Annotated in this window: 9 protein-coding genes; 5 read left to right on the top strand and 4 right to left on the bottom strand. The window is 71.0% G+C overall.

Features of this window, described 5'->3' with window-relative positions; translation table 11 throughout:
- A partial coding sequence (locus VK501_RS18835; RefSeq protein WP_324340071.1) for a LuxR C-terminal-related transcriptional regulator occupies nucleotides 1–1,842 on the top strand: 1,842 nt, incomplete at its 5' end.
- Here the strand turns inward: VK501_RS18835 and VK501_RS18830 are convergent.
- Nucleotides 1,825–2,226 (bottom strand): hypothetical protein, encoded by a 402-nt coding sequence (locus VK501_RS18830; protein WP_324340070.1) that lies wholly within the window; start codon nucleotides 2,224–2,226, stop codon nucleotides 1,825–1,827. The two genes, VK501_RS18835 and VK501_RS18830, sit on opposite strands and share 18 nt — an antisense overlap.
- Nucleotides 2,227–2,259: 33 nt before the next feature.
- Here VK501_RS18830 and VK501_RS18825 point away from each other — a divergent pair, with 33 nt between their 5' ends.
- Complete coding sequence (locus VK501_RS18825) at nucleotides 2,260–3,828, top strand: MFS transporter (protein WP_324340068.1); 1,569 nt, start codon at nucleotides 2,260–2,262, stop codon at nucleotides 3,826–3,828.
- Between the two features lie 32 nt (nucleotides 3,829–3,860).
- On the opposite strand, the gene VK501_RS18820 is transcribed toward VK501_RS18825, so the two are convergent.
- Nucleotides 3,861–4,043 (bottom strand): hypothetical protein, encoded by a 183-nt coding sequence (locus tag VK501_RS18820; protein WP_324340066.1) that lies wholly within the window; start codon nucleotides 4,041–4,043, stop codon nucleotides 3,861–3,863.
- Nucleotides 4,044–4,201: 158 nt separating this feature from the next.
- On the opposite strand from VK501_RS18820, the gene VK501_RS18815 reads away from it, so the two are divergent.
- The 3 genes from VK501_RS18815 to VK501_RS18805 all read left to right on the top strand — a co-directional run bounded on the left by VK501_RS18815 (nucleotide 4,202) and on the right by VK501_RS18805 (nucleotide 9,170).
- On the top strand, nucleotides 4,202–6,913 hold the full coding sequence (locus VK501_RS18815; RefSeq protein ID WP_324340064.1) for a helix-turn-helix transcriptional regulator: 2,712 nt from the start codon (nucleotides 4,202–4,204) through the stop codon (nucleotides 6,911–6,913).
- Between the two features lie 166 nt (nucleotides 6,914–7,079).
- A complete protein-coding gene (locus VK501_RS18810) occupies nucleotides 7,080–7,655 on the top strand; it encodes a hypothetical protein (RefSeq protein WP_324340062.1) in 576 nt (191 codons plus the stop codon).
- Between the two features lie 99 nt (nucleotides 7,656–7,754).
- Nucleotides 7,755–9,170, top strand: a complete 1,416-nt coding sequence (locus VK501_RS18805) for a cation diffusion facilitator family transporter (protein ID WP_324340061.1) — start codon at nucleotides 7,755–7,757, stop codon at nucleotides 9,168–9,170.
- A 329-nt stretch (nucleotides 9,171–9,499) separates the two neighbouring features.
- On the opposite strand, the gene VK501_RS18800 is transcribed toward VK501_RS18805, so the two are convergent.
- Nucleotides 9,500–10,372 (bottom strand): aminoglycoside phosphotransferase family protein, encoded by an 873-nt coding sequence (locus tag VK501_RS18800; RefSeq protein WP_324340059.1) that lies wholly within the window; start codon nucleotides 10,370–10,372, stop codon nucleotides 9,500–9,502.
- A 105-nt stretch (nucleotides 10,373–10,477) separates the two neighbouring features.
- Nucleotides 10,478–10,858, bottom strand: coding sequence for a DUF6174 domain-containing protein (locus VK501_RS18795; RefSeq protein ID WP_324340057.1), 381 nt, complete (start codon nucleotides 10,856–10,858; stop codon nucleotides 10,478–10,480).
- Nucleotides 10,859–11,060 lie beyond the last annotated feature (202 nt).

The raw sequence follows: 11,060 nt of genomic DNA, 5'->3' as shown, positions 1-11,060 counted from the left end.
TCGCTTGTCGACCGGCTGAACGGTGAGCTCGCCGACCTGTTGGCAGGCCGCTCGGGCTCGGAGCAGATGCTACTCGAGCTGGAGGAAGCGAACGCGTTCGTCGTGTCGCTCGACGCTCAGCGCAGCTGGTTTCGCTACCACCAGCTTCTCGCGGATTTCCTGCGCCTGGAGCTGCGCCGGACGTTGGCGGATGAGCTTGGAGACCTCCACCGCCGGGCCGCGCTGTGGTTCGCCGATCACGGGGACGTCGTCGAGGCCGTGCGGCACACGCTCGCGGCCGGCGACTGGCCCGATGCCGCTCGGCTCGTCGCAGAACACTCGTTCAGGTGGGTGCTCGACGGGCAAGCGGGAACGATCAGCGCGGTGCTGCAGGCGTTTCCTGAGGGCGCATCAGTCGATCATCCTGACCTGGCGCTAGCTCACGCGGCAGCTGAGCTGAACCAGGGGCGGCTGGAGGAGGCGGCTGCTCAGCTGGCGCTGGCCGAGTCCCACGTCCAGAGCGCTCCGCCGGCTCGCCGCCGCCGCCTGGCGGTGGCAATCGCGTCTCTGCGGTTGGCGCTGGCACGGCGTAGCGGGCAGTTCAGTGAAGTAGTCGAGCAAGTGAATCTGCTCGATGCTTCGATCGCAGACGAATCGAGTGAACCGATCGCGATGGGTAGTGAGCTGCGGGGAGTCGCGCTGCTCAATCTCGGGATCGTCGAGACGTGGTCTGGGCGACTCGCCGACGCGCAGCGGCACCTCTCCGAGGGAGCCGCGCTCGCCCAGACGATCGGCCGGCCCTACCTAGAAGTCGCCTGTCGCGCCCATCAAGGTTTCCCGTCAAAGCTGGTCTCGGTCGCGACCGCACGTGAGCGCGGCCGTCAGGCGGTAGCCCTGGCCGAGCGTTATGGCTTGGACGATCGGCCGATACTCGCACCCGCGCTCGGGGCGGTTGGCGGCATGGCGATCTGGATGGGCGAGTTCGACGAGGGAGAGCGCTGGCTACGCCGCGCCTGGGAGGTCGCCTCCGCACACGTTGACCCGGCCGCCGCAGTGCTTCTCCACGTGGCGACGGGCATGTTGCACGCGGGTCGCGGGCAGCATCAATCGGCGCTCGAGGCATTCGCGGCGGCAGTGCAGGCACAGTCGCTCCTCACAGGTGTGCACGCTCTCGCGCCCCGGATCACCGGCTGGCTCGCGACCACACAGGCTCGCCTGGGGATGCCAGCTGAGGCGCGCGCAACGCTCACCGGATTCTCAGCCGAACCGGTGCGAATGGGTGCCATTTGCAACGCGCGTGCAGTGATCTGCATGACGGACGGGGACCCCGCCACGGCGCTGGATGTCCTCCGAGAAGCTCGGGACATCACGCCCCCGGTCGGGCCCGCGTTCACACTCGTCGAATCGCATCTGCTGGCTGGCACCGCGCACCTACACCTGGGGGATCGAGACGCCGCCGCTGCCGCAGCCGAGGCCGCGCTCGCGGCCGCCGAGCCGGACCGGCTGATCTTCCCGTTTGCAATGACCGAGGCCGCAGAACTGCTCGACGCGCTCCCGCGTCACGAAACGGCTCACGGCGCCCTTCTCGCCGACATCGTCGACCTGCTGCGAGGCGCGCCGGCGCCGAGCACCGACCGAGAGCGCCTACCGCAACCGGAGGAGCTCAGCCCCAGCGAGCTGCGCGTACTGCGATATCTCCCGACAAACCTGACGCGGCCCGAGATCGCGCGAGAGCTCTACGTCTCCATCAACACGGTCAACACACACATCCGCAACATCTATTCCAAGCTCGGTGCGCGCGATCGCTCTTCCGCCGTTCGACGCGCACGGGAGCTGCGGCTCCTCTCAACCGGGCGCTCCTGAACATCGCCGAAACGACGCGAGCACCGGCGTGCGCACGATCACCAGATTCCGGCGTCGCCGGCTCACCAGGTCGGGCGGCAGGATGACCGCGTGGCCACACCGCCGGGCTTGTACGCGATCCGGATAAAGGGCCGGCTCGGAGCTACCGCCCTGTCGGCCTTTCCGTCGATGGTGTCTGAGCTGAAGGGCAGCGAGACCGTGCTCACCGGTTCGCTCGAGGACCGGTCCGCGGTGTTCGGCGTCGTTGCGCAGATCGAGGCGCTCGGCCTCGAGTTGCTCGAACTCCGACAGATCCGGGCGCAACCGACATCGCGTGAAGCCAGCCCTGGCGAACGCGATCGCAGCCCTCACCGGCACCCGAATCCGCAGGCTCCCCTTCTCCAAGACCATCAAGACCTACTGAGAAAGGTCACCGCCATGCCCGACGACACCATCACCCCTGGCGAAGTAGTCCGGCAGGTCCGGGCCAGCGCCAACGCGGTGCTCGCCGTCGTCGCGGTGGCCCAGTTCATGGTGGTGCTCGACGCGAGCGTCGTGAACGTCGCGCTGCCAAGCATCCAGCGCGACGTCGGCTTCTCCGAGCAGAACCTGTCGTGGGTGCTCAACGCCTACACGCTGCTCTTCGGAGGGTTCCTGCTGCTCGGCGGGCGCGCGGCCGACCGACTCGGTCGTCGTCGCCTGTTCATGGCCGGCATCGCGCTGTTCGCGGGCGCGTCGCTCGCCTGCGGGCTGTCGCAGTCGGAGGCGACGCTGCTGATCGCCCGCGGCGCGCAGGGCCTCGGCGGCGCGATGGTCTCGCCCGCGGCGCTGTCGATCATCCTCACGACGTTCGCGGAAGGCAGCGAGCGCAACCGGGCGCTCGCCGTCTGGGGCGCGATCGCCGGCGCCGGCGGCGCGGTCGGCCTCCTGCTCGGGGGCGCGATCGTCCAGGCGCTCAGCTGGCGCTGGGTCTTCTTCATCAACGTGCCGATCGGCGCGGTGGTCCTCCTGCTGGCGCCGCGGATGCTCGCCGAGAGCCGGGGCGAGGGCGTCCGCGGCGGCTACGACCTCGAAGGCGCGACGACCATCACGCTGGGCACGATGGCGCTCGTCTTCACGCTGATCAAGGCCAACGACTGGGGCTGGGGGTCGGCGCGGACCCTCGCGGGCCTCGCGGTGGCCGCCGCGCTGCTCGTCGCCTTCGTGTGGATCGAGCGCCGGCACGAGAACCCCCTGGTCCCGCTGCGCATCTTCTCCAACCGCAGCCTCGCGGCCTCCGACGCGACGATGCTGCTCGTCGCCGCCGCGCTGTTCGGCGTGTTCTTCTTCTGCACGCTGTACCTGCAGCAGGTGCTCGGCTACAACGCGCTGAAGACCGGCGTCGCCTACCTGCCGCTCAGCCTCGCGCTCATCGGCAGCTCCGCGCTCGCCTCGCTGGTGGTCGACCGCCTCACGCCCAAGCCGGTGCTCGTTGCCGGGCTGCTCGTCGCGACGGTGGGCTTCGCGCTGTTCACCCGCCTGCAAGGCCGCGGCGACTACGCCGGTCGCGTGCTGCCCGCGATGGTCGTCATGGGCGTCGGGTTCGGCATGGCCTTCGTGCCGATCACGATCGCCGCGACCACCGGCGTCGCGCGCGAGGACTCCGGCCTCGCCTCGGGCCTGCTCAACACGACCCAGCAGGTCGGCGGGTCGCTGGGCCTGGCCGTCCTGTCGGCCGTCTCGACGTCGCGGAGCACGAGCGCGCTGCACGGCGGATCGACGCCGGCCGAGGCGTTGACGCACGGCTTCACCGGAGCGTTCACCGTGTCCGCGATCCTGTGCGCCGTCGCCGCCGTCGTGGCCATGGTCCTGCTTCCGGGGCGCCGCCGAGACGTGGAGGACGTCGACGCCGCGACCCTCGCGATGTCCTTCGCCCGCTGCCCGGGCGCGCCGTACTGCGGCCACCTGGCGCGCGTCGCCGCGTGGGGCCACCGCATGCGCGTCGCGGTGGCCCGTTCGCGTCCGTAGCCCGGCCCGGATCCAGCGGGGCTCAGCCCGGCTCAGTCGGCCTCCGCGGTGTGGAGCCCACCGATGATCAGGCGCCTGCGCCCGGTCGCCTTCACCTGCAGCTCGACCAGATCGGCGTCGATCTCCGAGCGAATGACCTCGAACATCTCCTTTTGGTAATCGATCAGTACGACCGCGCAGTCCTCGTACGTCCAGACGCCCAGCTCCTTGTTCATCGTCCATCGCGCTTTCGTGGCCCGATTCCTGGGTCTGCGAGCTCAGGGGTGGACCTGTGAGCAGTCCGCGACCCGAGCGCCGTCCTCAGTCATGCTGTCCGCTGTATATGGGCTCGCCGTCAGACGTTCGGATGCTCACGAGGCCGCCGGGAGGCCGATTGCTCGGCCGCGAGCGCGAGCGCGAGGCGCTCGGCCGCCTGCTCGACGCTGCACGCGGCGGCGACGGCGGGGTCCTGGTGGTGCATGGAGAGCCGGGCGTCGGGAAGACGGCGCTGCTCGATTGGACGGTGCAGGAGGCACGGCAGTTGCGGGTCCTACGGACCGTCGGGGTCGAGGCGGAGATGGAGCTCCCGTTCGCGGCGCTGCAACAGCTGTGCTCGCCGATCCTCGACCGATCGGACCGCCTGCCGGATCCCCGGCGCGATGCGCTTCGTGTCGCCTTCGGGCTGAGCGCCGGACAGGCGCCGAGCTCGTTCCTGGTCGGCCTGGCGGCCCTCGACCTGCTGTCCGAGGCTTCGCAGGAGCGGCCGCTCCTGGGTGTCGTCGACGACGCGCAATGGCTCGATCGTGCGTCAGCGCGCGCGCTCGCGTTCGTGGCCCGCCGCCTCCAGGCCGAGCGGATCGCGTTCGTGTTCGCGGCTCGTGACATCGGCAGCGCCCTCGCTGGATCGCCGGAGCTTCGCGTCGAGCCCCTGGGGCGTCGTGATGCGCGGGCGCTGTTGGAGTCGGTCCTGCCGGCTCGCCTGGATGAGCACGTGCTGGATCGGATCGTCCTCGAGACGCACGGCAACCCGCTCGCGCTGATGGAGCTGCCGCGGGGGATGACGCCGATCCAGCTCGCCGGGGGGTTCGGGCTGCCCCCGGCGGTGCCCCTGTCCGCGAGCATCGAGGAGAGCTTCACGCGACGCCTGGCCAGGCTTCCCGGTGATGCGCGTCGCCTGTTGCTCATCGCGGCCGCCGATCCGACGGGCGACCCGGCGGTCGTCTGGCGGGCAGCCCGGCACCTCGGGATCCCCGGGTCCATCGCGGACGCCGTCGAAGCGGAAGACCTGTTGGAGCTTGGCGTCCGGGTGGTCTTCCGTCATCCGCTGATCCGCTCGGCGGTCTATCGCTCCGCCGGGCTGCGGGAGCGCCGCGCGGTCCACCGGGCCCTGGCGGAGGCGACCGATCCGGAGATCGATCCGGATCGCCGCGCCTGGCACCGGGCACAGGCGGCATCGATGCCCGACGAGGACGTCGCCGCGGAGCTCGAGCGTTCCGCCGGACGCGCGCAGGCGCGCGGCGGACGGGCGGCGGTCGCCGCCTTCCTCGAGCGCGCCGCCGCGCTCACCCCCGAGCCCACGCACCGTGCGCAGCGCCTGCTGGCCGCCGCCGGCGCGAAGCGCGATGCCGGCGCTCTGGAGGCTGCGCTCGAGCTGTCGGCAGGCGTCGAGGCGGGGCTGCTCGACGAGCTCGGGCGTGCGCGCGCCGACCTGTTGCGCGGTCAGATCGCGTTGGAGCAGCGGCGCGGCGGCGAAGCCGGCCGCCTGTTCCTGGACGCGGCGAGACGCCTCGAGTCAGTCGACCCCCAGCTGGCTCGCGAGGCGTACCTCGAGACGCTGGCGGGCGCCATGTCCAGCGACGTCGACGTCGCCGGCGGCGCGCCGGCGGTGGCGCGGGCCGCGCGGGCGGCGCCGGCCGGCACCGCCCCGCTGCGGACGATCGACGTGCTGCTCGACGCGTTCGCGATCCGCCTGACCGAGGGATACGCGGCCGCGGCGCCGACCCTTGCTCGCGCCCTCGAGCTTCTGCTCGCGAGCGACGTCGGCGACGAGGACGTCGGTCAGCGGCTCTCGCTGTCGAACACGAGGAACGGCAACATCGTCGCCCTCGAGCTGTGGGACGACGAGGCCTTGCATCGCCTCGCCGCTCGTCCGGTGCAGGTCGCGCGGGACGCGGGCGCACTCGTGCACCTGCAGTTCGCGCTCAGCTTCCTGGCCAGGAGCCACATGCTGGCCGGCGACTTGACGGCGGCCGCTCTGACGATCGACGAAGCCCGCTGGATCGCCGACGCGACCGGCAATGCGGCGCTCGTGAACGCCCCGATGATCCTCGCCGCTTGGCGCGGCCACGAGGCGCGAGCGTCTGAGCTGATCGAAGCCTCCGCGGAGGAGGCGGCCACGCGACGATGGACGTCCAACAACTATGCGAGATCCGTGCTCTACAACGGCCTCGGCCGCTACGACGCCGCACGCGACGCGGCCTGGGAGGCGTTCCGGCCCGACCCGATCGGGTACGGATCGCTCTTGGTGGGCGAGCTGGCCGAGGCGGCAGCCAGGACCGGTGACCGAGCGCTGCTCGAGTCCGCGCTGGAGTGGCTCGCGGAGCGCACCGGCGTGATCAGCTCCGAGTGGGCGATGGGCATCGAAGCGCGAGTCCGCGCGTTGCTGAGCGAGGGCGAGGTCGCCGAGAGCCTGTACCGCGACTCGATCGCGCACCTGGCCGCCACCCGTGTTCGGCTCGAGCTGGCCCGGACGCAGCTGCTCTATGGGGAGTGGCTGCGACGCGAACGGCGCCGCCTCGACGCCCGAAGGCCATTGCGCGCTGCGCTCGCGGCGTTCACCAGCATGGGCACCGAGGCGTTCGCGCGCCGCGCCGAACGCGAGCTGCGGGCGACCGGCGAGCACGCCCGCAAACGGACCGAGGAGACGCTCGACCAACTCACTCCGCAGGAGGAGCAGGTCGCGCGCCTGGCCGCGAGAGGAACGACGAACCGAGAGATCGCCGCTCAGCTCTTCATCACCCAGAGCACCGTCGAGTACCACCTCCGCAAGGCCTACCGGAAGCTCGACGTGAAGTCACGCACGCAGCTCGCACACCGCATCTCGTAGTCGTCCCGACGTCCGCGTTCGACGAGCTCCCTCGGCCACTGGCAGAGCTGCGCGCGTCGATCGCCGTCCTCGAGTGGACGATCAACGCCTACAACCTCACGTTCGCCTCAGCGACACGGGGTCACCGCAGCTCGCCGGCCCGCGCCCTTCTACAGTGATCTGGGAGATGGCCACGCCTCCGAACGTCACGCGCCTGGCCGCCCTGCTGCTGCTGGCCGTGACGGGCGTGCACGAGGCGCGGTTCAGGCTGCTGGTGCCCCGCCACGCCGGGGAGTCGTTGGCGGGCCTCGATCATGGCGCGGGAGCGGCCGGCACGGTGCTGGCGATCCTCGCGTCGGTGACGTTCGCCGTGCTGGTGCTTCGCGCGCTGGCCGCTCCCGCCGCGACGTCGAGACGACGGGGCTCCTTCGGCGGGGCGTGGGTGGCCGCGACGCTGGCGATCGCCGCGATCTTCCTCGTCCAGGAGGTCGCTGAGCAGCTGCTGAGCTCCGGCGCCGCGGACGCGGGCGTCACCGACGGACTCTGGGTCGCGCTCGCTCTGGCCGTCCCCGGCGGCCTGGTGATCGCGCTCGGCCTGCGCCTGGCCGCGTGGGCGGAGGCCGGCGATCTCTCACCGGCCCTGGACGTCGTCGTTGCGTTCCCGTCGGAGGCGGCGGCGCACTGGTCGCTGGTCGTGGTCGCGGTCACCGAGGCGTTCTCGCCGGCGCGTGCGCCACGCGGACCGCCGCCGGTCGCCGCCTGACCGACCGCATCGCCGGTCGCCTGCTGCAGCCCGCCCTGGGCAAGAGCGCCCCAGGCGCCCATCTCACCCGACGTCCCGAAGTCCTTTGGAGGCCCTCCGATGGCCGTATCCGTTGGCCCGCGCGAGCCGATCGCGCATCCCGACACCGGTGCCGCGCAGCGGCGCACCGCGACGATGTCGCTGGTCGCCGCCGGCGTGCTGGTCGTGCTCAAGCTCGGCACCGGACTGGTGACCGGGAGCCTCGCGCTGGTCTCGGCCGGCATCGAGTCCTCCGGCGACGTGATCGCCGCGCTGCTGACGCTCGGGGCGATCTGGCTCGCCGGCAAGCCCGCCGATCGCGAACACAACTACGGCCATCGTCGCGCGGAGAACATCGCCGCGCTCGGCGAGGCCGCGATCGTCTTCGTCGGCGGGTGCGTCATCGCTTTCGAGGCGGTCAAGCTGCTGATCGAGGGCGGCCACGAGCCCGACACCGGCTGGTACGTGTTCGCGGTGATCGCGCTGGCGGTGGCGATCGACGTCAGCCGCATCGTGATCTCCGTGCGCGCCGCGCGTCGCTACAACAGCGCCGCGTTCCGATCCAACGCCTTCAACTTCGCCGGCGACCTGGCCGGATCGGTGGCGGTCCTGCTCGGGCTCGCCCTGGTCGCCGCCGGCGTCTCCGCGGGCGACGCGATCGCCGCGCTGGTCGTCGCGTGCGTGATCTTCGCCGCCGTCTCCCGGCTCGCGTTCGAGAACGTCCGGGCGCTCATGGACTACGCGCCGCCCGAGGCGCGCGAGGCCGTGGCGCGCGCGGTCGCCGACGACGGCGTCGACCTGCGCCGCCTGCGCCTGCGCGAGTCCGGTGGGCGCTACTTCGCCGACGTCGTGGTCGGCGTGCCGCCCGGCCAGGCGATCGTCGAAGGCCACGCGCAGGCCGACGCGATCGAGGCGGCGGTGCGCAGCGCGCTGCCCGAGACCGACGTGGTCGTCCACCTCGAGCCGCGGCACGACGGCCTGGACCTGCGCGACCAGGCGCTGGCCGCCGCGCTGGCCGAGCCGCTCGTGCGCGAGGCCCACGACATCACCATCTACCGCTCCGGCGACCAGGCCTCGATCTCGCTGCACCTCAAGCTCGCCGCCGACACCTCGCTGGCCGTCGCCCACGACGTCGCCGAGCGCGTCGAGTCCGAGCTGGCCGGGCAGCCCGGGGTCGCCGAGGTCCAGACCCATCTCGAGCCGATCGAGCATCCCATCGCGGTCAGCCCCGAGCAGGCCGACGCGCGCGACGATGAGGAGCGCACGCACATCGAGGCGCTCGTCGCCCAGCGCGCCGGTGTCGATGCCTGCGAGGTCGAGATGCTGCGCACCGACGCTGGCCTCGTCGTCTTCCTCAGCGTCGGCCTCGGGGCCGACACCTCGCTGACCGACGCCCATGAGCTGGCCAGCCGCCTCGAGGACGACATCCGCCAGGACCGCGACTGGATCGCCGACGTCGTCGTGCACACCGAGCCGGCGATCGATCCGGCGCGCTAACCGCGCGGATCGCACGTCGGTTGTCTCGACCAGGCGGCGGTTCAAGTCGGCCAGCAGCGCCTTCTTGAGGTCGTCGGACCGGCCCTCGATGAACGCGATCTCGATCATCAGCAGATCGCGCGTGTACGTGAGATCCGCGGGTCGTCCCCGCCTGCTCGGCCAGGAAGGACATTCATGCCGGCGATGTCGCGCCCGACGATCAGCGCCTGCATCGTCTCCGTGCCTTCGTAGCTGTGGATGATCTCGATGGCGATGGCGAACTCGCCGCTTCGATCAGGGCGTCGCGCGAAGCCGCCTCGCCAGCGGCTTCCTCGACCGGAGCTCTCGCGTCAGTGGGAGACGCTCGCATCGGCGCTGCTGCGCGTTTGCGGCCGACGCTGCGCAGCGAACGCTTGCCAGACGGTCGTGTAGAGGAGGTGGGCTGCGATGAAGTCATGTAGCTCTTCAAGGTCCAGTCCGCCGTAGGCACGAAGAAAGTCCGCGACGAACGCCTCGCTCCCCCCGCGGGCGCGGGCTTCGACGACGAGCCCCGCGACGTCCCAATGGACTGGACCGACACACGTGTCCTCAAGGTCGTTCCAGATGAGCCCGTCGTCGGTACGGAGAAGGTTTGATGTCGACGCGTCGCCATGGATTGCCTGCGCGGGGAGCGAGCTCTCAAAGACGGTGGGTGTCAGCTCGTGGAGGCGGGAACGCAGCAAATCCCTGTCCTGCGGGGTGAGCCTCGGCGATGGATGCAACTCGGCGAGAAGCCGGTCGAGCCAGTCGCGCACGTCGCTGAGCTGCCCGAGCTCGCCCGGAAAGTCGGCGAGCGCGGCGTGCAGCTCGCGTAGCGAGCTGCCGAGCTCGTGCGCGCGCGGCAGAGGCCGGGAAGCATCGTGCTCGACAAACTCCCAGAACGTCATCCAGAGCCCCTCGTACTGGTGAGGTCCCGGTGCAAGCACATCACTGAGTGAAACGGCCAGACCCCGTTCTCCGAGGTACGCCCCGACGGCGACCTCGCCAGCAAGCCATCGCTCGACGTCACCGTGCAGCATCGCTGTGCCGGTCATCACTCGCGCGATAACCGGAGCGGGCTTGAGATGCACAAGCACATTGCTGCCGGCAGCCACCACGACTGCGTCCTCGCAGGCCACCGAATTGGCGAGCGCTACGGCCCGTGCCGCCGCCAAGGCACGCGCGGTACCGGGTTTCTGAGTCATGCCGCACAAGATGCCAGACCGCTGCTGAACAGCACCAGTGTTCTGCCCACCGGGGCCGTGGGGTCGCCGCGACGAATTGCAGGCCGCGGCGCTGTACGACCCGCCTCAGTCGAGCTTCTTGAAGCCCCTGGTCCCGAAGCCGTAGTAGTCGTCGACGCCGAGCTTGTCCTGGTGGACGGAGACGTCGATCGGGACGCCGGTCGTCCTGTCGTAGGTGGCCTGGAAGGAGTAGGGCTTGTCGGCCAGGAAGCGCTTGATGACGGAGAACAGGCGGTTGACCGTCTTGTAGTCGCCGTAGCCGGTCGCCGGCTTGGTGTTGGCCTTGCCGCCGCGGACGGTGACCGTGCCCCCCGGGAGCGCGCAGCCGCCGCAGGAGACGAGGATCCTGTAGGTGTAGCTCTTGATCCCGGCCTTCTTCCAGCGCGCCCGGGCGGCGGCGAGGCGGTCGGCCAGGAACGCATAGGGCGACGCGCCCGCGTCGAGCACCGCGAAGCCCTCGTTGTAGGCGGCGGCCCTATACCCCTTGGCGATCGGCGCGCCCGCCGCCTCCGCTTATCTGTGCCGGGTTCGGGCGTCAAGTGCGCTGATCGAGTTGTAGGGGTAGGTGCGTCGTAGTCGCGGGTGGGCTGTGGCCGGGGTGGAGCAGTTGGGTGTGGTGCGCGCGAGTGCCCGGGCTTATCTCGGTCCG

The sequence above is a fragment of the Baekduia sp. genome (assembly GCF_035318805.1).
In the GTDB taxonomy this organism is placed as follows: Bacteria; Actinomycetota; Thermoleophilia; order Solirubrobacterales; family Solirubrobacteraceae; genus Baekduia.
The sequence above is the reverse complement of the archived record's forward strand: the minus strand, read 5'-3'. Positions and strand labels throughout refer to the sequence as shown.

Coding starts and splice junctions, on each gene's coding strand:
- VK501_RS18805 (WP_324340061.1), top strand. CDS start 7,755: ATGGCCGTATCCGTTGGCCCGCGCGAGCCGATCGCGCATCCCGACACC.
- VK501_RS18810 (WP_324340062.1), top strand. CDS start 7,080: ATGGCCACGCCTCCGAACGTCACGCGCCTGGCCGCCCTGCTGCTGCTG.
- VK501_RS18820 (WP_324340066.1), bottom strand. CDS start 4,043: ATGAACAAGGAGCTGGGCGTCTGGACGTACGAGGACTGCGCGGTCGTA.
- VK501_RS18800 (WP_324340059.1), bottom strand. CDS start 10,372: ATGACTCAGAAACCCGGTACCGCGCGTGCCTTGGCGGCGGCACGGGCC.
- VK501_RS18825 (WP_324340068.1), top strand. CDS start 2,260: ATGCCCGACGACACCATCACCCCTGGCGAAGTAGTCCGGCAGGTCCGG.